Raw genomic sequence first — 24,756 nt, forward strand, 5'->3', positions numbered from 1 at the left:
AAAGCATCTGCAACGCTTCAATCGCTAAAATATCCGTTATTGTTGAATAATCAACGAATGGATCCATATTGTTGAAAACATCAAAGGAGGAGCCATGGACAGACGAGTTGTCAAAACAAGAAAAGCCATAACCCATGCCTTTATCGGGTTGTTAGAAGAGCAGGATTTCGAGCAAATTACGATTAATGAGATTGCTGATCGGGCCAATGTGAACCGTGGTACCGTCTATTTGCACTACACGGACAAGTTCGATCTGTTGGATCAAAGCATTGAGACTTATTTGCAGCAGCTGGTGGAGAGCTGCATGGTGGAAAGTCCTACAACGCCCATGACCGTCAAGGACGCGTTGCTCTCAACCTTCCGTTACCTGGAGCAGCATGCTCCCGTTTATACCACGCTATTAACCCAAAAAGGCATTCCTGCCTTTCGAAACCGGCTGATGAACATCCTGATTCAGGGAGTGGAAGAGCAAGTTGATGCGTGCGGCATTCACAAGGGAATCAATCGGGAGATTAAAGTACAATTTCTGGCCTGTGCCTCCGCTGGGCTGCTGGAATGGTGGATCATGAATTCCATGCCTTATCCAGCCGACCAGATCGTCGAAGAACTGATGTCTTTGCTGGAGCTTCATCTGATTCTTCCTTCTCAGGTATAGGGTTAATAAGGAGCTACGGATTGAATGAACAGGAGATCATATGTTGCAGAGACTCCTCCCTTTATGCTGAACTTGTCCTCATACTCCTTATACATGTTGGTGAACAAACGTCGTAAACTGTACCCAGGAATCGTTGCTGCTTCTGAAGTGCTGGCTCCCATTCCTTTAACCGAATACAGAAAATCTCTTGCCGAAGCATACTTTTCCATATGAATCGAACGCTCACAATGGAAACTAGAATATCCGGATTCCTGAAGCATGATTTCCCATTGAACAGGTGAATGAAACGAAAGTCCATGCCGCTGTGATTCCATCCCGTTGGCTCGATAAACTTCATCAAATGCCTCATGCATCTCACGAAATGTATCAGGCCCGAAGGTCGTAAATATGAGCAAGCCACCCGGGCGCAGCATTCGCCGCAGGTGACCCAGTGTTTCCTGTGGCGAACTTAGCCATTGAAAACACGCGTTAGAGACGATGATATCCACGGAGCACTCCGGAGCATTTACAGCCCACATTTCGATATCTGCCTGTAGAAAACGTAAACGATCCGTTGTACAATTTCCAGTACCTGGATGCTGTGCTGATCGGAACCGTTTTGAAGCCACTTCGATCATCTCGGTTGCAATATCAAGTGCAGTAATATTTGCACTAGGCCATTCATTTACTAGGATTTGAGTCAATGCCCCTGTTCCACAACCGATTTCGAGAATGCTCGGATCACTTAAGACCCCTTTGTTTTTCCATTCTGCGAGGGATCTTGCTAGCTGCTCAGCCATAGAACGCTGAATATGAGCATGTGCATCATAAGAAGTGGCACTACGATTAAATTGGCGTTGAACAACACTACTTCTTCCAATGGTCATGCCACCATCTCCTCCATTCATCAGCGATGTGTACTTCCTTTCCCAAAAAGGGTGCATGCCCGCAGCCTGTTAATGTAATTAACTCGGCTTGAGGTATTTGAGTGCTAAGTTCCAATCCAGCACCGTAAGGACATATCCTATCCTCAGTCCCATGAATAAGAAGAACCGGACAATCGATATTGGGCAATTGAGACAAGCATTCCTCGCTTCGTAAAATCTGAAGGCCTGCCAGTAGTGATTGCGTTGTCCAGCTACCTGTATGAGGTAGACGTTCAGCAAGACCCGCCTCCCATTCTTGCTCCGTAAACATAATCTTTCGAAAATTGGCTTCAACTGCGTGTTGATCCTTTAAAATCCCTTTGATCATCTGCCTAACGTATGCATCTGCCAAGCCACGGTCAAACTCTTCCTTTGAGCGGGTAAAACGAGCCGTTGCACCGAACAGCACAAGGCCATCGGCGTAACCTTTAGCTGCTAGTCTGAGCGCCAGTAAACCTCCAAGCGACCAACCTGATATTAGAAGCGGACCTTGGGAAACTCTCTCCCTGCAAGCTATTCCTTCAATGCACAACATATCTCTAACTGATGTTTCAGTTAAACACAGCATTTCCTCTGGAGAATCCGCAGCACTATAATCTACAGACATATGACGAAAATCAGGCAATAACAGGCGAAGACGGCCAAACACGGCATCAGGCATGCTCCATCCCGTTAACCATAATATAGTTCCATTTTTCTCTTGCTCAATTTGAAGCGGATTATTATCCAAGGCACTCATGAGCTCAGCACTCCTAACTGCAGTCCGATTTTGCAGATTTGTGCGCTGGCATCATTCAGTTCCTGAGGGGTATGGTCGGCCGATAAGGAGAAGCGGATTCGCGCTGTGCCATCAGGAACGGTAGGCGGTCGGATGGCAATCCCAGCAATACCGCCTGCTTCAAGTGCCTCACTGAAACGAAGAGCCCTTTCGTTCTCACCGACAATTATCGGCACAATAGGGGAGTCCCCGGTCCCAACGTGAAATCCGGCATCACTAAGCGAAGAACGAAATAATTGACTTGCCGAGTAAAGGCGTTCGCGGCGCCAATGATCCGCTTTTACCAAAGTTAACGCTGTTGAAATACCAGCTACGAGAGAAGGCGGCAATGCCGTTGAATAGATAAGTGGTCTTGCTTTGTTAACGAGAAAGCGGATTAATGTTCGGCTGCCGCAGACATAAGCTCCATATAAACCGAATGATTTGCTAAACGTCCCCATATGCACATCCACATCATGATGCAGACCAAGCTTAAAGCAAAGTCCTTCCCCCCGTTTCCCGTAGATGCCTCCACTGTGCGCCTCATCCACCATCAGCATTGCCCCGTACTCTTGTTTGAGCGCAACGAGCTCTTCCAAGTGTGCTTGATCACCATCCATTGAAAAGACGGCATCCGTAACAATCAACTTACGCCGTTTATCCCGATGTTTGTTCATTAATAGCTTCAGATGTTCCATATCATTATGTCGATACCGGGCATGTTCCGCGCGGCTCAGCACAATACCGTCCACGATGCTGGCATGGTTTAATTGATCACTAAAAACGACATCACCCCGGCCCACGAGTGCGCGAATGACACCAGAATTAGCCATATAACCATTTGCAAAAACAAGCGCAGCTTCACTATGCTGCCAAGTGGCCAGCGCTTCTTCCAGACGGCCATAAAGCGGTCGATTCCCAGTCACAAGGCGAGATGCGCCCGAGCCTCCTCCTTCGGTAAGAAGCGCCTCGCGAATTGTATCGATGATAGCGGGATGTCGAGCAAGTCCCAGGTAGTCATTGGAGGCCAGGTTGAGGAGCACCCGGTCTCCTCTCCACGTATAACCAGGGCTATCTGGAACCGCGGCACTATCACGCAAGTAACGTTCATTGGAGGCATCAGCCAATAACGCAAGTTCTTTTTCCATCCAATTCATAGTCCGTACCGCCTTAAAGTGCATTTAACTCAATCTCAAAACCCAAATCTTCAATCATTTGATGATCATTCGATATTTCCTGACCTGCTGTCGTTAAATAATCACCTACAAAGAGTGAATTTGCAGCATACAGCGACAAAGGTTGCAATGTACGGAGGTTGATCTCGCGTCCACCCGCAACACGAATCTCTTTAGACGGACAGATGAGCCGAAATAGTGCCAGTACCTTGAGCGCCTTCATAGCCGGAGTGCGTCCAGCTCCTTCCAGAGGGGTCCCCGGTATCGCAATGAGAAAATTAATTGGAATTGAATCTGCATCAAGCTTACGGAGTGCCAAAGCCATCTCGACAATTTCCTGATTACTTTCACCCATACCGATAATGACACCGGAACAGGGGGACATGCCGTATGCTTTTACCTTTTCCACGGTTTCAATTCGCTGGTCATAGGTATGCGTTGTGGTTATCGATGGATAATTGGCCTTGCTTGTGTTCAAGTTGTGATTGTATCGGTGCACACCTGCCTCAGCCAAACGTTCTGCTTGACCGTCCTTCAAGATTCCTAGACACGCACAGATTTTAAGTGGCATCGTTTCACGGATTTCTTTTACCGCTTCTACCACTTGATCCAGCTCCTTATTCGTGGGACCTTTGCCTGAAGCTACAATGCAATAGGTTCCTGCTTTACGCGCCATAGCTTCATGTGCACCTGCAAGCAACGTTTCTTTGTCGAGCAAGCTGTATTTTTGGATGGGCGCGGTGGATACGATAGATTGTGAGCAATAGCCGCAGTCTTCGGGACAAAAGCCGCTTTTGGCGTTGATGATCATATTCAGCTTCACTTTTTTGCCGTAAAAATATTGCCTCACTTGGAAAGCCGCGTGCATTAGCGGCAGTACCTCATCGTCGTTTGCTTCAAGCACGGCAAGTCCCTCTTCAATTGATAAACATTCGCCATTCAACGATCGTTTCGCAAGCGACGACCATTCTAGATTAGTTACCGTTGTTTTCAACTTCATTCCTCCTCCATGGATTGAACTGTTAATGCCTGTCTGATTGGTGTTAACTGGATCTTCTCTCGAATGACCTGGATCAACATTTCCGTATTCATTTCGTCCATCAAGCGGGGGAAACGTCCAAGAAAGGGTATGCCGCAATAACGTTCAATCAGCTCCGCGTTTGTTGTGATGCTGGAGTCGTTATAAATCTCATCAGATTCACCATCGTTCAGAATAAAACCTACGACTTTAATCCCATGCTGCTGCAGGTATGACACTGTAAGAAGTGTATGATTAATCGTACCTAGACCTGTCCGCGCAACGATCAGGGCCGGTGTTCGAAGCTCCGAGATCAAATCTACTACAAGAGAGTCTTCGGTCAGTGGAACAGCGACGCCGCCTGCCCCTTCAATGAGTATCGACTCGTATCGATTTGCCAGTGGCTGACCCGCACTGATTATTTCCTGTAGCGTAATTTTCACCCCATCCTGCTTGGCAGCTAGCATCGGGGTCAGTGGAGCTTGGAACGTAAATGGCGCCACATGCTCGGCACGCTCATCAATTCCGGTGTATTGCAACAGGCGTTCTGCATCGGTTTCTCCGCTGCCAAGAAGTGCACCGGATTGCACGGGCTTCCAGACGCCTATATTCCGTTTTTCAGCACGAAGCGCAGCAACAAGAGCCCCTGTAACAATTGTTTTCCCAACCCCTGTGTCCGTACCTGTTACGAATAATCCACGAAAACCATTCATGATTCCAAACCACCCTCGGTGACGTCATAAATGGATTGCATCAAGATATCAATCATTGCTTCAAGCTCAGCCTCTGTGCTAGCAAGAGGAGGAATGAACACAACAACATTGCCAAGGGGTCTCGTAAGCATGCCAAGCTCTCTGGCCCGCTCCGTTACCCGAACGCCGATTCGTTCAGCCCAATCGTACGGTTCCCGAGTTGCTTTATCCCGTACAAGCTCAATTCCTAACATCAATCCCTTCTGCCTGATATCCCCGACGTGTGGAGAATCTTTAAGTACGGAGAGCTTCTGCTCAACAAAAGCCGCCTTTGCTCTTACACCTTCCACCAGGTTGCGCTCTTCAAATAGTTTCAAGTTAGCCAAAGCAACAGCGCAGCCGAGCGGATTACCTGTGAAGGAATGACCGTGGAAAAATGTCTTTTGCTCCTCATAATCGGCATAAAATGCGCTGTACACCTCATCTGTTGCCAGTGTCGCTGCCACAGGTAAGTAGCCGCCTGTAAGGCCTTTGCCTATCACCATCAAATCAGGTGACACCTCTTCAAGATCACAAGCAAACATAGCACCTGTCCTACCGAAGCCTGTCGCCACCTCATCGGCTATGAACAGTACACCATATGTACGGCAAAGTGCTGCCATCTCGCGTAGACAGCCCTCTGGCATAATCAGGATGCCACTAGCTCCTTGCACAATTGGCTCCACGATAATAGCCGCGATTTCATCTGCACTAGTTTCAAGTACATTACGTAATGCGGTTAACGTAGCTTCCATGGCTTCCCGCTCGCCATCCTCATGTCGATAAACGTAAGGATACGGAATGACATGAGTAGGAAACAGCATCGGACGGAACACATCATGGTACAACGGAATTGCACCGACACTTACCGCACCAATCGTATCTCCGTGATAGGCTTGATTCATCGTGATAAACTTCGTTTTACCGGTTTCTCCTCGGTTCTTCCAGTATTGAAACGCCATTTTCACTGCGATCTCGACACCGGTTGCTCCTGAATCAGAATAAAATACTTTATTTAATCCCTCTGGGGAAATCTCTACCAGTTTCTCAGCAAGTTCAATAGCTGGCACATTAGCCATACCGAGTAACGTAGAATGTGCAACACGTTCCAACTGATCCGTTATGGCTTGGTTCAGCTCGGGTATGTTATGTCCGTGAACATTAAGCCAAACCGAGGAGAAGCCATCATAATAAGCACGTCCTTGGACGTCATAGAGCATGACGCCTTCACCTCGTTCAATGATGAGAGGATCGGAGTTATTGTAATCTTTCATCTGCGTAAAAGGGTTCCATAAATGGGCCTTATTTATAGCCGCAAGCCGTTCATAATGTGTCACAAGATATCACCTTCCGTTAGATCATTTCAATTGTTAACCAAAATATTTTTTAAGGTTAACAATTGAATGTTGACATCTTATCAGACAAAAACTTTCCTGTAAAGAGAATCATTTCAGAGTTAGAACCCTCACCCTGCACTCTGTCTCCGCGGATTGAACCCGAAATTCCGCTTCGTATAGGGTTTTGCCTAATACAGAAAAAACACGCCTGCTTCGGCGTGTTTGGTCTAAAGTACATATAAAAACAAAAAAAACGGCATCTCTGCCGTTTGTGTTTAAGCTATTGTTAGAGATAACGGGAATAATCGCTAGCAGCGATCTGTTTTCCCTGAATTAAACCTTAACCTCATTACATCTTTCCAGTAAAAGTTGAATTTGGCGCTCCAGCCACGTTCCTAATAGCGGATGCGGAAGCAGCGTCTCACCACTATATACGTAATCCAGTTCCTTCAGTCGGCCCGGGATCACCTTCATGGTGAAATAACCGGCACTCAAAAACAGCGGCGCCACAATAACCCGGCTCCCCCGCTCTTCACTCCAGTATTTCGCCTTATCGTACACACTATCCGGATTTAGCAGCGCATAATCGGTATGAGCAACACCGCTGACTTCATGCACCCGCTGTGCGAGTGAAGAAATGCCCACTTCCCATCGCTGACGGAATCCATCGTGAATACTCCCATGTCCGATTAACAGGATCGTCTCCTGTTCTGGTTGCTGCGACAAGGCCTTTACCTTGTCCCAGACCATGACCGCAATATCCGCGTCGTTATCCACAGGATAGCCGAAGTGGACTTGTGCTTTCACCTCGAAGGGTTCCAGATCCGTCTCACGCTCCGGAGCGTCTTTGGCACCGATGGCATACTCGATCTCATCCACATGTGTACTACCGGATGAAACAAACAGAGGTACGACCAACAAATCGGTTACGCCCTGTGCTTCCAGTCGGTTGATACCGTCCTGGATCAGGCGTCCTTCCACAAGTTCAAGAAACCCGGCTTCAACGGGCAAGGGTTCAGGCAGATTCAACCGGGAGACCGCGTCATCGACGGATTCTACCCAGGTTTTCTCCTGAGAACCGTGACTAATGATGAGTACACCCGGTTTCTTCATCCTTAACGACCCAGGCGTTCCAGCGTCATTTTATAACCGTCATTACCGTAGTTCAGGCAGCGTTTTACACGAGAGATCGTGGCTGTACTTGCACCTGTCTCAGCTTCAATCTGGTTATAGGTATTTCCTTTGCCAAGCATACGTGCTACTTCCAGTCGCTGGGACATGGATTGAATCTCGTTTACCGTGCAGAGGTCATCAAAAAACACATAACACTCTTCAATATCTTTCAGAGTCAAAATAGCCTCAAATAATTGTTCAATGCTTTTATCATTTAGCTTTTTCAGCTGCATTTCATCATCATCCCCTAGCGGTTACTGTGTACCTTCATTGTACCCAGCCTGAGTTGGTATTTCAAGCGTTAACGATTTCACGCACTACAGAATAAAAATACATGTTACCGCTTTCATATAGCATTAATGTCCTCCCTGCGCGTACAATCCCCCTCTATCTCACGATTTATACCATTTTTCACCGTATATTTCCGATTAATTATGTAGGAATTACCCTGTTTAAAATGTGACAAATTTGTGTCCAAACTAAATAATTCCACTGCGAAGCTATCATCCTCTCCTGCGCCCAAATCCGCAAATATCCCGTTTTGCGGGATACTCGCCTACGCCGTCTCTCCGCTAATGACATACAGTATAGCAAAAGGGAGTTCCAACTCAGTCTGTTATGCACGTCCAGTCGCTGAAGGAACGCAATTCCGAAATCCAACATAGAAGGAACGTGATAGTTCATGCCACAGCATTATTATCACCGTCAGCCCGCTCCACGGCAGCGTCCGTCTTCCCATACGCAACGGCAGGCCCATACTTCTGCCTATATGCCGCCACGGGCATTGAATGAGGCACAGGTTCAGCCCATGTATCCTGGTGTAGAACCTTATTATCCTCCCCAATTCCAAGAGGTTGAAGCATCCGGACTTGTACCTTATAGCCCAGGTGGTCCGGGGGGACCTGGTGGAAACTTTTTCGGCGGGGGAGCTCCTGTTGCTTCCCCTGTTCCGGTGGAAACGCCTGCGTCTTCCTCAGGCTTTTCCCTGGCCAATCTCGGGGAATTAAAAGGAATGATCGACCGTTTTGGTGGAATCGACGGTATCGTGAACGGGATCGGCAAAATGCAAAAGGTCGTTGGTGGCTTCCAGCAGATGGCCCCAATGATGAAGCTGGTGATGGGGATTCTGCCTTTTGGAAAAGGAAAAAAAGGTAGCAGTCTTGCGGATAAAGATTATGAAGAGTATTCGCCACCTCGCTCACGCAAACGTCGTAAAAAAACGACCTCTACTCCGCGCAAACGGAACACGAGTAGTAAAACTGGCCGGAATAAATCCAATACCACCAAACGTCGTCCCAAAAAAAGCAAAAAGCTCTAACACTTTTCCCAGGCGCCCTCTTACATAAGGGGGTGCCTTAATCCACTTTCATCTTCTTCCTTTTCAATTCACTCATTGGTTCATATAAGAGAATATTCAATAACCTTTTTTAAGAACCTATGTTCTTATTCCCGTGAATTGAGGTATACTGAGTTTATAGATAAAGGAGGCGGACTATGGAACTATTTAAAGACAAATATACTCCCGCATTAATCGACCGGACAGGAGAATGGTTACACCAATTCTACCCCAAGTTGGACAAGCAGCAATTTCGTGAACTTGTATTTGCCGAAGGCTGGGGAGAGCTGGAATTCAAAGCTCGTATCCGCCGCATTACGTCGGCATTGACCGAAGTTCTCCCTGACAACTATGAAGAGGCATTACACGTGATTGAACAGGCAGCACCGCAGATGCGAGGGGTAGAGTACCTGTTCGTTCCTGATTTTATTGAAGTCAACGGACTTGCGCCGGAAAACTACGAACTATCCATGAAGTACTTGACCCTCTTCACACCTTATTCCAGTTCCGAGTTCGCGGTACGCCCGTTTATCGAACGCTACCCGATCGATACGATGAAACGCATGATGGAATGGACGGGAAGTCCCAATGAACATATACGCAGGCTTGCCAGTGAAGGCAGCCGTCCACGTCTTCCATGGGGTTCCAAACTTCGGGGATTCATCACCGATCCAACACCAGTACTTCCTATTCTGCATGAATTGAAGCAGGACGAGTCCTTATATGTCCGGAAAAGTGTAGCCAATCATCTGAACGACATCTCGAAAGACCATCCAGAACTGGTCCTGGATTTGGCCTCAAGCTGGTACGGACAACATGAGCATACGGACTGGATCGTTCGTCACGCAAGCCGCTCTTTGCTGAAAAAGGGACATCCGAAAGCGCTGAGTCTCTTTGGATATGTCGAGCAGGATGCGACACATATCGAGCATCTTCAACTTGCAAGAGATACCGTAGCCATCGGGGAAGATCTTCATTTTTCCTTTGATGTCGTTAATGAAAGTGGTCAGTCACAGATGCTTCGAATCGAATATGAGATCGGATATATGAAAGCAAACGGCAAGCAGGCACCCAAGCGGTTCAAGTGCTCTGACAAAACTTTCCCTACCGGGAGAACCAAGGTTGCAACGAAGCAATCGTTCAAAGTCATTACGACGAGAAAGCATTATGCCGGTTTGCATACGCTAACGATTGTCGTTAATGGACAACCTACCGCTACAGCCACATTTGTATTGGAGCAAACAGAGTAACCTAATTCGAATGGAGCCATCCAACTTATTATGAAAACGTAGCAGGGTTCATTTCATGATAAGAATCTCATGTTAAAATTCAGCTCATGGAATCCATTCCTTGAGAAATTCCCCAAGGCATCTTCAGTACTCTTCAGTACTGAAGATGCCTTTTACTTTTTCCACCCTGTTCGTAACAGCCAAATTTCCTCAAATAAAGTTATGCACATGATGCTTCTTCATTTATTTTATCCACATGTGGACATCTATTCCGAAAATGAATCTATATGTACTCCTATTTGCCCTCTTATACACATCATACACAGGCTAAAGAAGCGATCTGTGCAGATCGCTAACTCTTCACTTGCTATAGTTTCTATTCTTCCTTACTTAAACCAGCCCCGCTTCACAAACCAGGCCACCATGCTTCCGCCCAGAACAAACATCAACAGCAGTACAGCTCCATACCCAAACTTCCATTGCAGCTCAGGCATATAAGCAAAGTTCATGCCATAGATCCCCGCGATCAGCGTCAATGGCATAAAGACTGTTGTAATCACGGTGAGGGTCTTCATAATCTGGTTCATACGGTTGGAATTCAGCGAAATGTAACTGTCGCGCAGGTCTGCCGTCATTTCCCGATCAGCTTCAATCATGTCTGTCAGCTTCAACAAATGGTCATAGATATCGGTAAAATATACGGTATGCTCCCCTGTTCGCTGCACATGCTGAGAATTGACTACCCGATAGAGCAGATCCCGCATGGGTACTACCGTCCGTCTAAGCTTCAGCAATCGACTGCGCAAGTCGAACACTTGATTCATCAGGTCTTCCACCGACTCCCTGCCGCCCCGGTTCTCCAGTTCAGCCAGCTCATCCTCAATGGTAAACAGAGACGGGAAATAATGATCGACCAGCTTGTCCATCACCGTATATGCCGCTGCCACCGGGCCCCTGGCCCAGATGGTTCGTTCGTGCGCATGATGTAGCAACCTCTCCCAAGCTTCATCGACTTCCTCCAGTGCCCCGTGATGAAAGGATACCAGGAAGTTCGCACCCAGAAACAGGTCCACCTCTTCCGCTTCCAATGTGTTCGGATTCAGTGCATGCAGCACGAGAAACTGTAAATTGTCATAATAATCGAGCTTGGGTCGCTGCAATACATGCATACAATCCTCAATAGCTAATGGATGAAAATGAAAATATGTATCCAGCAACTGGCTTTCCTCTTCGGAAGGCTGATTGAAATCTGCCCATACCCAGGCGTAATCCTGCAGATCCAGCTGTGTAAGCGGTACATTTACAGATACCTGATGATCCCGTGAGATGGCGAGTGTACGAATCATAAATTAGACCACGTCCTTGTCTTGTATCCTTTACGTTATTGTACAACTTTAACCATTGAACCGTCTCCTGCAACAGCCCATTATACACACGTTATCCTGCAAACGCGACAACAAAAAAAGCCAACCCTGTTGGCTTCTCTCATTTCCCTATCCACAGTCTCCTGTATCCACAGGAATATCTTCTTTTGGTTTATCATTCCACGGATGGCTATCCACATATCCAGCCTGTCCACACGTTCATGCACAGGCGTCTCTTCTTTTTGGTTGTATAATTGTCCACATATCCCGATATTCACAATGTTATGAACAGTTTTTCGAATTAGAAAATGATCCAGTACAACAATCCTGCCAGCGCCCCGGTAATCGGAATCGTAATGAACCACGTAATAATGATACGTCCAGCTAGTCCCCATTTAACGGCTGAGAAACGTTTCGCGGAACCAACACCCAGAATGGCAGATGTGATAGCGTGAGTTGTACTCACCGGCAGGTGGAGCAACGTTGCCGAGAAAATAACAGATGCGGCTGATAGATCAGCTGCAAACCCGTTAATCGGTTCAATTTTGAAAATTTTGGTTCCCATCGTTTTGATGATTTTCCAACCACCGATGGAAGTACCGAGAGCCATCGCTGTTGCCGCAGAGATTTTAACCCACAACGGAACATCCAGATGATCCTGTACGCCTGCTGCGACCAATGCAAAGGTAATGATCCCCATTGCCTTCTGCGCATCATTGGTACCGTGCGTAAACGCCTGGAGCGCTGCTGTGAAAATCTGTACCGTACGGAAACCTTTGTTCACGTTATGCGGACTGCGTTTGGCAAAAATATATTTGAGAATGGTCATGACCACATAACCGATGGCAAATGCGATCAGAGGTGATAATAACAATCCTCCGACGATGTCAATAAATCCACTCCATTTGACTTTATCAGCCCCTGCGCCAACAAGTACAGCACCAGCAAGAGCACCAATCAGTGCATGCGAGGATGAAGAAGGAATTCCGAACCACCATGTAACGAGATTCCAGATAATCGCGGCGATCAAGGTGACTATGACGACCTCAATCCCGTTATCCAGCTTGGTGGGGTCTGTTACACTCCCCCCGATCGTCTTCGCTACTCCAGTAAACATCATGGCACCGACAAAGTTCATCACGGCAGCCATAAGGATTGCCCGGCGAGGAGTCAGTGCTCGTGTCGAGACCGAAGTTGCAATGGCATTCGCCGTATCGTGGAATCCGTTGATGAAGTCAAACGCCAGTGCAAGGAAGACGACTATACCCAATACCCAAATCGTTGTTTCCATTATTCTCTGGCTCCTTAAGAATTACGCATGATGATGGATTCGAGCACATTCGCTACGTGTTCACAAGCATCCGTCGTCGTCTCAAGACGTTCGTAAATTTCTTTGCGTTTGATCAGTTCAATCGGATCAGGCACAGTAGCGAAAAGGTTCTTGATACAGTTGCGCAGCACTTCGTCGCCCTGGTTTTCCAGATCGTTCAGACGAATCGTGTACTCGCGGATCGCCAGCAATTTTTTCTGAGACAGCAAATGAATGGCCTTCTGAATTTCGTAAGCCGATTGGCGCAAAATTTCAGCGAATTGAACGATATATTCGTCCGGGTCAGTCAGTTGGTACATATAGAAACGGGAAGCCGTTGCTTCGAGTCCGTCCAATACGTCATCAAGTGTCGTTGTCAGTTCCATAATATCATCGCGTTCGATCGGCGTGATAAATGTCTTGTTGAGCTCTGTAATGATGGTATGAACATAATCATCACACTGGGACTCGTACTTCTTCATTTCATTGGCAAAAAGAGTCACATCCTGAAGGTTGGAAACATGTTGGGAGAAATAATCAGCCGCTTGCACGACCGTATCTGCCATGTTCTCTAGTGTCTCAAAAAATATATCCTTCTTCTTCTTAAGCTTCATAGCTCTATCCCCTTTACGAGAAATTGCCGATAACCGATGAAACATGAAATGACAACCTTTGATATCTTATCATAAATGTTTCACGGTTTGTACATAAGGCATGATCCTTTTTTATATTCTTATCACATAAATCTGAAATGAATCTTAATTATTTGGAATGGCTGGAAAAATGATGATGAAATTTTACACTGCGTTTACATTTCTCTTCAAAATGGATTAATTTTCAATTTCGATGTGCCCCGCAAAGTCAGGCTGATTCGGAACGATACTGATAAAAGTCTTGCCAGGAACAAGCGCAACTTCGGACCCATTTTGCACAAATCGAATAATATCACCCGTTTTTTTGATCCACTGGCCTCGAACCATCTTGCCTTTTTGAAACAGCATGGCTTCACCGCCCTGTTCCAAATTAACGGAAAGTCTGCCCACATTGTCGAGCACCTTGTGATCCGCACCCGCTACAATAATATTTGCCGCTCCAATTGGATTGCCATTATCCAGATCCTGATCTGCCTTTCCGTTCACCAATCTCATATATCGTCCGCTAACTTCATCATAATCATACGTGACCCGGTAACTCTCCAATAAATAATGAATATCGAACTGCTTGGCCAACTCTCCAGCAGACGTGGCACCTTCTTCGTTATACGTATATATTGGAGACTTAAAGTCGTGACTATAGCCTTTGGTATCCGCGCCTTCTCTCAGCTTGTCCGCCGACGTATATAGATTGTGCGGTGCTTTACGATCCGAGGAACGCCAGAAATAAGGGCCGCTATTCGATATCTCATCCATATGCTGTTTCTGCTGCTTTTGTAAAATGGAATAGGCATCCGGGCTGCCACCCGCATGAACCAATACACCATCGTAACTCTCACCAAGCTCGATCAGATACGGACGGATACTGCGCACAGGTCCAACCGTATCTGCCCCGCCTTCACTTTGGAAGATGGCAATAAAACGGGTAATACCTCCCTCAGCGAGCACTTCAATAATAATATCTGCTGCACTCAGACCGGATTGGGGCCGCGCTGCAGGAGCATTGTTAATCATAACCGCCAGTGGGCGACGCGTAATTGCTTCATCAACAGGCAGACCCGTCAGCGGTGCTGTGTAGAGCGACGTGGCAGGTTCTTCCGTCTCTTGTTCTTCCTGTATGGGTGTAGGAACGGACTCCGGCTTCGGAATCTGGACCATCTCCTTATTCTGGCAAGCGACCAGACTCAGGGCCAGAATAAGCAGCGACGCCGCTGACGTCGTTTTGTTCCATTTCAATTGCTTCAATATATGTACCTCCTGGACGATATGGTTGAAATCTAGGCTGTAGTTGCTCTTATGTAAGTGACCATTTCACGTATTTCTTTCCATTTAATCACACACAGCACCATTTGTCTTCGATAAGGAGAGCATTTTCTACCCTTCATTTCACGTTTGAAACTTGAGGCAGACTGAAAAATATGTCCTAAATGTGAACTTCTCAAACCTTACTTAAAATTTGAACTAGATTGTGATTTTAATCACAAACAGAATGACTTTTGAACTATACAATAAAGACATCAAAGGTGATCACTTAGAAAAACAAAAAAACAACACACACTAAATTCCATGAAGGAGTGGTTTATATGTTCAGCTTCAACCAATGGCTTAGAGAAAACAAAGTGGCAATGTGGATTTTGACAGTACTTCGGGTGTATATCGGTTACGACTGGATGACACATGGCTGGGGCAAATTAACAGGAGGATTCCAAGCTGGCGGATTCCTTGCAGGCGCTGTAGGAAAAGCAACGGGTGAAAACCCAACCGTTCAAGCTTGGTGGGGAACATTCCTTGAGAACTTCGCGGTACCAAATGCAGGACTGTTCGACTTCATCATCCCGCTGGGTGAATTCCTTGTAGGTCTGGGTCTCATTCTTGGATGCTTTACAACACTTGCAGCACTGATGGCGATGGTCATGAACTTCGCGTTCCTCTTCTCGGGAACAGTAAGCACGAATGCTCAATTAGTTCTGATGGAAATCTTCCTTGTAGTCGCTGGTGCGAACGCTGGTAAAATCGGTTTGGATCATTGGGTAATGCCTTACCTTCGCGGATTGTTCACTCGCAACAAAGGAAGTCAGCCTAAAGACACACCAACGATAAACCATACGCACAAAACAGCCTAAATCGTAAATAGACATTTCCGGTCCTGCTCCCCTCCCCCTGGAGAGCAGGACTTTTTTGTTTTTTTATATATGCTTGTAGGTCATCTGACTTGCCCATCGACAGAAACACGTATTATGATGAACATATCGATCGACTACAATTAAAGGAGTACATGACATGCCAACCCAGCGCCGTCTTGAGACCGATGCCGACTTCCAGGAAGCTATGGAAATGAAGCATAAAGTCCGTGTTTTCAAAGATAATCACCAGATTGATTCCGGTGGCGTCATTATCCGTTTTGACAGTAATACCGTTGTGGTTCAGTCCAGTGTAAGTGAACTGGCATATCACTCGCGTACAGCATGTGAGCTTTTCGAGATTCGCAAGTGATTATACTAATTTGCAGAATGCTCAAGTTATAGAAAAAGGTTCCTGAGGCCCATTACGCTGGCCGCAGAAACCTTTTTTGGTTCAGCTCATTCATAACCTAAGTCTGGCTGGTCGATGAACTAGGTTTATTTGCAAAGTAAAACTCAAAGACTTGTTCACATACTCTTGTCTGTTCCAAGTTATACGCCGTCACCAAACTGCCAGCAGTTTAAACTGAGCGTACCGTAAGGATACGACTGGAATAGACGTTTTGCAGATCGTGACATATCAGCCGTACCCATGGCATAAAACAAAGGCGCAATGTGCTCCGTTCCATAAGATGGAACTGCCGTGCGGGCATGAGGCGCTTTTTTGTCATATTGAAACAGCTCTCTCGTATTCCACTGCTCCAGCCGCTCGCCAATCCAGTTATCGAACTCCACTGCCCAGTCTTGCGGTTCATCATTACTGCCAAGCATACGCAAGTTATGAACTGTTCCGCCGCTGCCAATGATCAGCACATTATCATGACGCAGCTGCTCCAGCATCCGCCCAATATCATACTGTTCCTGCGGGGAACGCAGCGAATCGACAGATACCGCAATAACAGGAATATTGGCCTCTGGATACATGTGTAACAGCGGTACCCATACCCCGTGATCCAATCCCCGACCTCGAACCGGTTGATGTGGAAGATTACTACGGGTGAACAGAGCGCAGATCTCATTCGCAAGGTCTGGCTGACCAGGCGCAGGGTAATTCAATGTATACATATTAGAGGGAAATCCGTAAAAATCATGCAAGGTCTGATGTGTATCATCCATTGTCACGGACGGTTCGGGACGATCCCAATGCGCCGTAAATACAACAATGGCTTTCGGAGCCGGCAGCCTGTCTCCAAGCTGGTTCAAAAATTGAGTGTAGTCATTGCTCTCCACCGCCAGAGCGGGAGAACCATGCGCAATGAATAGTGCGGGTAATGTCATTGCTGCCAACCTCCAGACACGGATAGGATGCTTACCCTTCTATTTTACTCCGAAGAAGGCGCTTTTCCAAGCTAACATCCCAATCAAATGCAATCTGGACGCGCATGTTGCCTTGTGGACCAATCCATGTTGGATATTGAATGTTCCAGCCTAACGATAAAGAATGATACTTAACCTCTCTTAGATCATCCAGTGCTGCCAATCCTGTTCAATCTTCTGACGTTCTCCCAGCCATTCTCTCGTACGCGTAATTAGCTGTTCACGCTCTTTACCGGAAGAGAAGGTATGATCGCCCTGGAAAATAATCTCCTTGTCGCAGCGGCCTTCCTGACGCATCCAGAATACCTTTTGATATAGGAATGCGTAATCGACAGGAATGATCTCATCCGACGTGCCGTGCACCACCAGAACATCCCCATTAAATTTAACGGCTTCCTGGAATGGCTGATGTTCAGCCAGTGATTCAAAAAATGCTGGTGTAAACTTGTAGCCGAGATAATCAGCAGACCCCAGTTTCACCCCTTCATCGTATACATCACGTCCCGTAATTTTCACAATATCATTGAACGGATATCCCACGGATGACCACATAACAAGATTCTTGACACGTTTGTCCCGAACAGCAGTCAGCAGAGCAACAGCTCCACCCAGACTATGACCGATCAGCGTTACACGGGTTGGATCTACATCACTGCAGTTTACCGCATAGTCCAGCACAGAACGTGTTTGGGTAATCATGGATTCAAGTCCTTCAGCTCCGTACTCACCACTGCTCTCCCCGCAGCCGATGTAATCGAAGCGCAGCACCAAATACCCATCTTCGGCCAGCTCACGGGCGGTCTTCACAAACAAACGATCTACACCGATCCGACTTCCTACGAATCCATGGCAGATGACAGCAAGAGGCACGCGCTGTTGGTGATTTCCCTCCTTGATGTCTTTGACGACCGGATAATGAATCGTGGCTGTTAATTCTTCCTGCCCATGACGAATACTGATCTGACGCTCCATGCCCATTTCCCCTTTCCATTCTTCCCTGCTCATGTTCATTTTGTTAATTATATATAAATCCGATAAGTTTAATGTGTATTAAGATGATATTAGTATATTATCATCCTGTGAACCTCAAGTCAACGTGAAGGAACGTCCATTTCCAGACGTACCTGGTCTACATTTTATCGACAATTTCGCAAAAAAAATGAGCCAAGCTGACAACAGCTGACTCGAGTCATTCCTAATAATTGAAGCCACTACTCATAACTGCGACGGAACATCTCATGGGTCTCCACTCGACCCTGCCATTCATGTTCATGAGCCGAATTCGAATTCCCCCAGAAGCTCCCTGATTGAAAGGTTCCTTGTGAATACTCTTCCGCATACTCAGCATCCTCCAACGTCTCATCCATTGGCACAACCTCATCCGTTACTCCACGGGAGTTGCTGTTCAGCAGCAGCTTCCTTGTTAATTGTTCCGTTTGTTGATCCATTCCTGCCACACTCCTATCCCTGGTTTCTGTTGGAAATGCTACTATTGTGGTGGAATCGGCTGTACTTTATTCATTCTTCACACAATCGTTAGAACTGGACGATCCCTTACGCATATTAACAGCGAACCACGGAGAACCTAAGCAATATATCATAGCCAACATTTACCTCCGATTCCTTCTGGCGAAAGGGTTGAATTCATGGAACACATCTTGGAATGGATTCGTAGTCACGGAAAACTGGTGCTGTTATGCACCTGTGTCATTCTGGCCTGCGCAGGGCTATGGTCGAATCGCAAACAGTTGTTTTATAAGGAATGACTTTGCGAAACGAGAGCCCTTCCCGTATACTAAAATACCGTCAGGGTCTCCAGATTCATCGGGGATCAGAACGTGTGTAGACAGGGGGAGCAATCATTGGGGATTTCCTATAAGAAGTTGAAAGAAATACAGAATCGGCAAATGACCGAAATGAGTAAGATGACACCGGAACATGTAAAACTGTTCGATCAGATTAGCACCATTGCGCGTCAAGCACCTGCCGATGAGAGAACACAGGAAGAGTGGATTCTGTCGGCTGGAAGAGCCATCGTACAAGCTCAGCGTGACGGCAAGCCTGCTCGTGAGTTATATGGACCTGATATGCAAAAGGATATCTATTCACAACTAGGAGTAGCAGACAATAATCCGTCCGCAACTGCTGGTGAATCAAATATGGACTCATCCAGAGCTTCAAGTACGGCCGTACGGGGCTCCGGAAGCAAATCCAATAAAACCAGTACGTCATCCAAGAAGACAGCAGCAGTTGAAGCCGAACCTGTGGAGACTCCGGATCAAGTGAAACGGACGCCCAAATGGTACTTCATGATCTCCTGGGCAGCTTTGTCTTTTGTCATGCTGATTCAAGGTGCGGTTGGGCTATTTATTGGCTGGACCGGTGGAGATACGGAACCATTTAGCCATATCAGCCTGTTCTCCCTGATCGTTGCGGCGGTTGGAGGTATTGCACTGGTTGAAATGCTTCGTCGCCTTGCTGAGCGTCCAGACGATCAGGGAGCAGACAAGACTGCCCGGCCACAGGTCAATCTTCGCGGAATCGTCATCTATATCGTTATCGTTGTGCTTGTCTTATTTGTAGGATATCCGCTGCGTGACAGCCTTCCCGTATTTACGCTGGCTCCGTGGATTAGTCTCGTAATCGGGATTGTAGGATTAGCTACGTTGAGACCACTCTTCGGACAAAAGAAAGCGTAAGGATGCTGGTGCCCTTTGTGGGGCAGCAGCATTGGGTATATCGTACAGTTATGTAATGTGCGAAGATGAATTACGAGTGAAGTACGACAATTCGATGATGAGATAGAATATCGAATGTCAAAAAAGGGGCCTTAATGGCCCCTAGCTAGCTGTTGAGAAGTTCTCGACAGCTATTTTTTATTTACAGACGTATAGGAAACCTCATAATGCTTTTTATCTAGCATAGGTAAAGATAATCACTTACCACAACTCATAAGTAACCTTATATTACGGCCAGTAGCTCGTTTGAAACTGAATCCATATCCGAAAGGATGACCTTGTCATACTTCATATAGATGATCCACAGGGCCCGTAGAGTCTTTCTCCATTTTGAGCTGAATGCGATGCTTGATCTCCTTGCCCGGGGTCTCTCCGAATTCTCGTTTATACATCCGGATAAAGTAGTTCACTTCCATACCAACCGTCTCCGCGGCCTCTCTTACACTTGCGAGTGGGTGTTTGTCCAACCAATCGGAAGCTTTCTGCAAACGCAATCGCTGCATGTACTGATGCCCCGTCACCCCATGTCTCTGGTGAAATAATCGGTTCAGGTGCTGCACCGAATAACCAACGGCTTCAGCTATATGCTTCAACAGCAGATCATCCTGGTAGTGTGTATGCATCAGCGACACTGCTCGAGTGAATGCTTCATTTGCCGATTCCGACTCGCGCTCAGAACGTGTTAACGACCTACTTCTTGCTTCTCGCTCTTCTGTCGCATCATGAAGCGGGAAGATGGACTGTGAAATATCCAGAATAAGCTGATAGATGATTGTTGAACTGTTCCACATTTCACTCATCCCATCGTCCAGCGAGTGCCAGATGTCCGTCACTCGTGACCAGAACTGTTCAAATTCGGACAAGCGCCGTGGCCCCATGGGCAACAATCCCGCCGACCGAAGCACCGCCCCCGCCGCCTCTCCACCAATGCCAATATATCCAAGCTCCCCGTGTGTTTTGGAATGCGGAATATACTCATGGGCCACCCCCGGTTCGATCACGAACAGTTCACCTGCCGATACTGTCCATGCTCCTTCACCTGGAACCTTAAATTCCCCTTTGCCGCTGCGTAATAAAAAAAGCTGATACACCGGAAAGCCATCCGGTCTAAACTGAACTTTCTCTTCTTGTGTTCCTACACAATACAGATACAGAGGCAACCTTGAATCCGGCAGGCCGGTCAAGCGAAATGCAAGCATTCCATCATTCCTTTCGGATCATGCTCTTCTTTCTCCTATTATCCATCGGTTTGCCTTGTTGCAGCAACGGCCAAAGGAACCTTTTTGGTGGCAGATTTACAAGTGGAGTATGTGTGATTCACAAAACTTCAATTGCGGTGACACAACATTTTAAGATCACAATAAAAAAACTCCCCTTCTCATTTGGAAAGGGAGCTTATTTGATACAATTTATTATTATTTAATTTTGATTTTAAGTCTGTGGAGATGTAGTACCAGATTGATTCGAATTGGAAGATCCAGTATTTGTGTCTGTCGTTTGAGATGAATCTGGAGCAGAAGTTACAGGCGCAACTGGCGCATCTAATTTAACTGTAGCCGAAGGACCATAAAGCGAACTTGTATACAAGGAATTATCACTAGATACTGACAGGATATATATTTTGTATTCTGCTCCAATTTCAATTGCCTTCCCATTAGAATCCAACGTATCTTTGGTCAAGTTAATTTCTCCAGCTGAAACTTGTTTAAAACTAATATTCTGGGTTGCCTGAGCTACAACAAAGTCATCTTGGGCTCTTACTACAAAAAGTCGATATTGGGCTATCCCTTTTTCGTCTGCCGCTTTATTGAAAGTAACCTTGATGCCTGCATCCGCAGCAGTGCTATTATTCTCAATTTTAGTGATGATCCCTGTTTGGACAGGTGCGGCTGGAGCAAGGATACTGAATTCGTTGGAAGCTGAGGACAGATTGGAAGCACGAGAACTGCTGTCCGATACGGATAACACAAAGACTCGATAGTTCTGCCCTATAACAAGTGACTTATTATTAATATCCCGGTGACCATTATTCAAAACGACAGGATTTGAAGCATCATTTTTGTTGATATCAATATTATAAGAAATTCCAAGTGCAGAAGAAACACTAAAACCACTCACTTGATTTGCTGGTACTATAAAAGCTTTGTAACCCGAAATCCCATTCTCACTGGAAGGCTTGCTGAAGCTTATAGATACATCCGAAGCATCTCCCGCTTGCCCCTGTTTTTTCACAGTTGCACTTACATTACTCGCTGCGACTACAGCCGTATTGGAAGATAATGTGATCACTCCCGAGCCTGAAGACAGTGCATTGGCAAGAGAGCCGTTATTATTCACTGCCATTACATACAGACGATAACCCACACCATTCACAATAGCACTGCCATCTACCGTTTTCGTATTACTTGTAAGATTAACAGTTTGGTTGTTTCCGTTTTTGCTTACATACGTATAATACGCACTGCTAACTGAGTTCGCAGATGTCAGATTAAAGCTCGTATTTGTCGATTTCACCACAAACACACGATAATGATTCACATTCGTCTCATTCGTTGAACGATTGAAAGTCACACGCAGATCACTACCATTGCCGTTATCCCCAATATCCGTTGCCACCACATTGCTCGGTGCAGTCACAGCTGCATTGGCAGTCAGCGTAATCTGTGAAGAATAAGATGATAGAGCATTCTGGCTGGAGTTCCCACTTGTGCTTACCGACAGGACAAACACGCGATAGTTATTGTTATTGGAAACTGTGTAACCGTTGGTATCCACCATATAATTAGGGAGGGTAAATGACTGATTTCCACCCGTCTTGTTCACCTGATAATAATTGTTCGATGCGTTAGCCGCGCTCAGTGTGAAGCTGCCTGCATTGCCGGAACGGACAACATATACACGATACGCAGAAACATTGGATTCATCCGAAGCTCTATTAAACGAAACCCGGAGATCGCGTCCATCGCCATAGTCACTCACATCAGCAACCCCAATATTGCTTGCAACGCCAGCATTACTGTTCGTTGTCAGTCTCAACAGTGTCGACGAGGAAGACAGCGCATTGGTATATCCATTCTGCTGGTTGCCTACAGCCATAACATAGATTCGATAATCTTGCAGATTCGTTACGTTATAACCACTTGTGTCCTTCATGGAGGATGGCAGTGTTGTTGTAATGTTGTTGCCTGTTTTGTTCACGTTATAGTACAAGCTGGAAGACAGATTGCTCGCCGTAGTCAGATTAAAGCTGCTGGATACCGAGTTCCGCACTACGAAAATTCGATAATTAGCAACTTTGGATTCATCGGATGAACGGTTGAAGCTCACCTGAATGTCACGCCCGTCTCCATAATCCGAATTATCTCTCACTGATGTGATAACTGGTGCTGTTGCTGTGTTTACGCCCAGCGTAAGTGAAGAGGATACTGTGGACAGTTTATTGTCTGCTGTTGCCGCATTGGAGCTCACGGATACAATATACACGACATAGGATGTGCCGTTTTTGATCAATTCCCCGGATGTATCACGCGTCGAGGAACTGAGCTGGGTTTTAACCGCTGTGCTGTTGCCTTTGTAAATAATGGTTGAATTCGAACTGGACACATTATTTGCCGTAGTCAGATTGAATGAAGAAGCATCTTTCGCCTTAACGACAAAAGCACGGTAATACGTAATATTGGATGTTGTACTCGGCTGTGTGAAGTTAATTTCCAGGTCACGTCCATCGCCATAGTCACTGATATCTGCGATCTTCAGACCTGTGACAGGCTGCACCGTTGTTTTCACATTGTTTAATTTCAAGGACTGGGAAGACCACGCCAGCTGATTTTTGTAGCTGTTGTTGCTGTTCCCCACCGTAAGTACATATAGACGATAGGTTTCACTTGTATTTAACAAATCCCCGTTCACGTCGCGTGTCTGAGCGTTCAGCGTTAATCTTGGATCAGTACCATTTGGAGAAATGGATGTATAATGGCTGGATGGAACGACTGATGCCGCAGACTCATTGAAGCTGTTCACATCTCTTGTTTTCACGAGCATTACACGATATTGGGATACAGCCTTCTCAGACGTCGGACGTGTGAAGCTTACAGTTAGGTCACGTCCATCCCCATTACTCCCGGATACAGAACCATAAATGTTCCATGCTGCATATTTCGTATCATCCACAGGAGGAGTGGACGTTGTTTTGATATCTACCCGCTGATTGCGGGAATTCCAGAATACTTTCTCCCCAAAAGCTTCACTGACAAAACGAATCGGAACCATCGTATTTCCTTTGATGGTATTTGCAGGTACATCTAGCGCTACCGCTTCTCCGTTGATGTAAGCCGTTTTGGAACCCAGCGTCAGCGATACTTCTTGGTCACCCCGGTTCGCCGTGATCGTTTTGGTTTTGTTGGTGTACTGTACAGTGGCATCTAATCCTTCAAAAATGGACCGCAACGGAACCAGTACACGTCCACCTTTCATGACAGGTGCCTGTGCGGACGAAAGCTCCGCATCGTTGATATATATACTAATTCTCGCAGCTGCATCCATAACCGACGTTGGTAGTGCAGACATCAACATAGCCGATACGGCCAGTGCTGACATCACCTTTTTCACTTGACGTCCTCCCGCTTTCTTCATATCCAATATCCCCATTCTCTTCATTGTTTGAGTTAAAATGTGATCTTTTTTTGAATTTCAATTTATTCCTGTAATTTCCTGTGCACATCTAAGACGTATGAACATCAGTAAAAGTTTCCAATCCCACAAAAAATATTTTCGCAGAAATGCCCTTCATCCATCTACCCTCCAAAGGTTAAAAATAACAGAAGAATTTGTCATTATTCCGCAACAACATCCTTCCCAATTTCGTTTAATGTATAGTGAA

Annotated in this window: 23 protein-coding genes; 6 read left to right on the plus strand and 17 right to left on the minus strand. The window is 46.3% G+C overall.

The window, feature by feature from the left end:
• Positions 1-94 precede the first annotated feature (94 nt).
• A complete protein-coding gene (locus MHB84_RS09165; RefSeq protein ID WP_076291613.1) occupies positions 95-655 on the plus strand; it encodes a TetR/AcrR family transcriptional regulator in 561 nt (186 codons plus the stop codon).
• 2 nt (positions 656-657) lie between these two features.
• On the opposite strand, the gene bioC is transcribed toward MHB84_RS09165, so the two are convergent.
• The 8 genes from bioC to MHB84_RS09205 all read right to left on the minus strand — a co-directional run bounded on the left by bioC (position 658) and on the right by MHB84_RS09205 (position 7,984).
• Positions 658-1,521 (minus strand): malonyl-ACP O-methyltransferase BioC, encoded by an 864-nt coding sequence (bioC, locus tag MHB84_RS09170; RefSeq protein WP_076291612.1) that lies wholly within the window; start codon positions 1,519-1,521, stop codon positions 658-660.
• Positions 1,502-2,299, minus strand: a complete 798-nt coding sequence (locus MHB84_RS09175; RefSeq protein ID WP_076291611.1) for an alpha/beta hydrolase — start codon at positions 2,297-2,299, stop codon at positions 1,502-1,504. Before MHB84_RS09175 ends, bioC begins: the two co-directional genes overlap by 20 nt.
• Positions 2,296-3,474, minus strand: coding sequence for an 8-amino-7-oxononanoate synthase (gene bioF / locus MHB84_RS09180; protein WP_076291610.1), 1,179 nt, complete (start codon positions 3,472-3,474; stop codon positions 2,296-2,298). Before bioF ends, MHB84_RS09175 begins: the two co-directional genes overlap by 4 nt.
• Before the next feature lie 13 nt (positions 3,475-3,487).
• Entirely contained in the window at positions 3,488-4,486 is a 999-nt protein-coding gene (gene bioB, locus MHB84_RS09185) for a biotin synthase BioB (protein WP_341143028.1), read from the minus strand.
• Positions 4,487-4,488: 2 nt separating this feature from the next.
• On the minus strand, positions 4,489-5,223 hold the full coding sequence (bioD, locus tag MHB84_RS09190; RefSeq protein ID WP_076291608.1) for a dethiobiotin synthase: 735 nt from the start codon (positions 5,221-5,223) through the stop codon (positions 4,489-4,491).
• Positions 5,220-6,578 (minus strand): adenosylmethionine--8-amino-7-oxononanoate transaminase, encoded by a 1,359-nt coding sequence (gene bioA / locus MHB84_RS09195; protein WP_076291607.1) that lies wholly within the window; start codon positions 6,576-6,578, stop codon positions 5,220-5,222. Before bioA ends, bioD begins: the two co-directional genes overlap by 4 nt.
• Before the next feature lie 333 nt (positions 6,579-6,911).
• Complete coding sequence (locus MHB84_RS09200; RefSeq protein ID WP_076291606.1) at positions 6,912-7,691, minus strand: sirohydrochlorin chelatase; 780 nt, start codon at positions 7,689-7,691, stop codon at positions 6,912-6,914.
• A 2-nt stretch (positions 7,692-7,693) separates the two neighbouring features.
• Positions 7,694-7,984: a YerC/YecD family TrpR-related protein gene (locus tag MHB84_RS09205; protein WP_017690665.1), complete on the minus strand. Its 291-nt coding sequence runs from the start codon at positions 7,982-7,984 to the stop codon at positions 7,694-7,696.
• A 449-nt stretch (positions 7,985-8,433) separates the two neighbouring features.
• On the opposite strand from MHB84_RS09205, the gene MHB84_RS09210 reads away from it, so the two are divergent.
• Positions 8,434-9,069, plus strand: coding sequence for a hypothetical protein (locus MHB84_RS09210; protein WP_083679104.1), 636 nt, complete (start codon positions 8,434-8,436; stop codon positions 9,067-9,069).
• 176 nt (positions 9,070-9,245) lie between these two features.
• Positions 9,246-10,337, plus strand: a complete 1,092-nt coding sequence (locus MHB84_RS09215) for a DNA alkylation repair protein (protein WP_076291605.1) — start codon at positions 9,246-9,248, stop codon at positions 10,335-10,337.
• A 365-nt stretch (positions 10,338-10,702) separates the two neighbouring features.
• Here MHB84_RS09215 and corA read toward each other — a convergent pair whose 3' ends face one another.
• The 4 genes from corA to MHB84_RS09235 form a co-directional block, all read right to left on the minus strand.
• On the minus strand, positions 10,703-11,662 hold the full coding sequence (corA, locus tag MHB84_RS09220; protein ID WP_076291604.1) for a magnesium/cobalt transporter CorA: 960 nt from the start codon (positions 11,660-11,662) through the stop codon (positions 10,703-10,705).
• Positions 11,663-11,981: 319 nt separating this feature from the next.
• Positions 11,982-12,971, minus strand: coding sequence for an inorganic phosphate transporter (locus MHB84_RS09225; RefSeq protein WP_076291603.1), 990 nt, complete (start codon positions 12,969-12,971; stop codon positions 11,982-11,984).
• A 14-nt stretch (positions 12,972-12,985) separates the two neighbouring features.
• Positions 12,986-13,603 (minus strand): DUF47 domain-containing protein, encoded by a 618-nt coding sequence (locus MHB84_RS09230; RefSeq protein WP_062327047.1) that lies wholly within the window; start codon positions 13,601-13,603, stop codon positions 12,986-12,988.
• Positions 13,604-13,819: 216 nt separating this feature from the next.
• Positions 13,820-14,887, minus strand: coding sequence for a DUF3048 domain-containing protein (locus MHB84_RS09235; protein WP_076291602.1), 1,068 nt, complete (start codon positions 14,885-14,887; stop codon positions 13,820-13,822).
• A 338-nt stretch (positions 14,888-15,225) separates the two neighbouring features.
• On the opposite strand from MHB84_RS09235, the gene MHB84_RS09240 reads away from it, so the two are divergent.
• Together MHB84_RS09240 and MHB84_RS09245 are read left to right on the plus strand one after the other, a co-directional pair.
• Positions 15,226-15,765 (plus strand): DoxX family protein, encoded by a 540-nt coding sequence (locus MHB84_RS09240; RefSeq protein WP_064642274.1) that lies wholly within the window; start codon positions 15,226-15,228, stop codon positions 15,763-15,765.
• A gap of 157 nt (positions 15,766-15,922) precedes the next feature.
• Positions 15,923-16,135, plus strand: a complete 213-nt coding sequence (locus MHB84_RS09245) for a hypothetical protein (RefSeq protein WP_076291601.1) — start codon at positions 15,923-15,925, stop codon at positions 16,133-16,135.
• Between the two features lie 179 nt (positions 16,136-16,314).
• Here the strand turns inward: MHB84_RS09245 and MHB84_RS09250 are convergent, their stop codons facing one another.
• The 3 genes from MHB84_RS09250 to MHB84_RS09260 form a co-directional block, all read right to left on the minus strand.
• Positions 16,315-17,100, minus strand: a complete 786-nt coding sequence (locus MHB84_RS09250; RefSeq protein WP_076291600.1) for a DODA-type extradiol aromatic ring-opening family dioxygenase — start codon at positions 17,098-17,100, stop codon at positions 16,315-16,317.
• 180 nt (positions 17,101-17,280) lie between these two features.
• Positions 17,281-18,111, minus strand: coding sequence for an alpha/beta hydrolase (locus tag MHB84_RS09255; RefSeq protein ID WP_076291599.1), 831 nt, complete (start codon positions 18,109-18,111; stop codon positions 17,281-17,283).
• Positions 18,112-18,350: 239 nt separating this feature from the next.
• On the minus strand, positions 18,351-18,587 hold the full coding sequence (locus MHB84_RS09260; RefSeq protein WP_076291598.1) for a hypothetical protein: 237 nt from the start codon (positions 18,585-18,587) through the stop codon (positions 18,351-18,353).
• A gap of 414 nt (positions 18,588-19,001) precedes the next feature.
• Here MHB84_RS09260 and MHB84_RS09265 point away from each other — a divergent pair, with 414 nt between their 5' ends.
• Entirely contained in the window at positions 19,002-19,838 is an 837-nt protein-coding gene (locus tag MHB84_RS09265; protein WP_083679103.1) for a DUF1129 family protein, read from the plus strand.
• 320 nt (positions 19,839-20,158) lie between these two features.
• Here MHB84_RS09265 and MHB84_RS09270 read toward each other — a convergent pair whose 3' ends face one another.
• Entirely contained in the window at positions 20,159-21,076 is a 918-nt protein-coding gene (locus MHB84_RS09270; RefSeq protein ID WP_076291597.1) for an AraC family transcriptional regulator, read from the minus strand.
• Between the two features lie 232 nt (positions 21,077-21,308).
• Positions 21,309-24,509: a copper amine oxidase N-terminal domain-containing protein gene (locus tag MHB84_RS09275; protein ID WP_076291596.1), complete on the minus strand. Its 3,201-nt coding sequence runs from the start codon at positions 24,507-24,509 to the stop codon at positions 21,309-21,311.
• Positions 24,510-24,756 lie beyond the last annotated feature (247 nt).

Source organism: Paenibacillus sp. FSL F4-0087 (genome assembly GCF_038020215.1).
GTDB classification, from domain to species: Bacteria; Bacillota; Bacilli; order Paenibacillales; family Paenibacillaceae; genus Paenibacillus; species Paenibacillus taichungensis.